Annotated in this window: 1 pseudogene; it reads right to left on the minus strand. The window is 43.0% G+C overall.

From position 1 onward, the window contains the following. Positions 1-992 (minus strand): annotated as a pseudogene (locus tag GVN22_RS27355) (hypothetical protein); the annotation flags it as partial. Positions 993-1043: the final 51 nt, after the last annotated feature.

A 1043-nucleotide genomic window follows, 5' to 3' on the forward strand; every position in this document is an offset into this window, starting at 1 on the left:
GTTACTGGAGCGAAGACTGCCGTTCCACTTGCTGTGCCACCTGTTCTAGTAATCACATTGCTCGCTACTGGTAAGAAATCATCATTGCTCAATACATTTACGGTGCTTGTTGATCCGTAACTAGCTGTTAACACATCATTCTGTGCCGTAGCTGCCTTTGGATTTGGATCTGTTCCGTTTGGATTACCATCCTTATCACAATCTAAGGCTTTCCATGCTACACTCGTATTCGCAAATACTTGATCTACTTTGTTGTAACTACAACCATCGTTTGGATCTGTATTGTCCGATGTTGTCAATGGATCGTTGTCTGTACCTGTTACTTCTTTGTAGTTCGTTACTCCATCACCATCACAGTCTGCATTGCGCCAAGCTGTACTTGTGTTTGCTAATACTTGTCCCGTTCCCCATACACATGAGTTATTTGGAGCTGGATCCGTGTTGTCTGGATCACCATCACCATCTTGGTCGCCTGCTAATGGTACACTTATCGTTACTGTCGCACTCGCACATACATTTGGAGTCACTGCTGTATTACATACTTGGTAAACAACTGTTACACTACTGCCCGGCTCACTCGCTGATGGTGTGTAACTCATGATACCTGTCGATGATGCAAAAACGACTGTTCCACTCGCGGTGCCTCCAGTTTTAGTAATCACATTGCTCGCTACTGGTAAGAAGTCATCATTCGATAGCACATTTACTGTACTTGTTGATCCGTAATTAGCTGTTAACACATCATTCTGTGCCGTAGCTGCCTTTGGATTTGGATCTGTTCCGTTTGGATTACCATCCTTATCACAGTCTAAGGCTTTCCATGCTACACTCGTATTTGCAAATACTTGATCCACTTTGTTGTAACTACAACCATCGTTTGGATCTGTATTGTCTGATGTTGTCAATGGATCATCATCGATACCATTAATCTCATCTTTATTCGTTACGCCATCGCCATCACAATCTCCTGTACTCGTCGCTACTAAAGTCACTTGACTCAAGTTTAAGCTACAAGCACTTAGTGGATTCGTGTTATCTGCAAT

The sequence above is a fragment of the Cellulophaga sp. BC115SP genome (assembly GCF_009905545.1).
GTDB lineage: Bacteria > Bacteroidota > Bacteroidia > Cytophagales > Spirosomataceae > Flectobacillus > Flectobacillus rivi.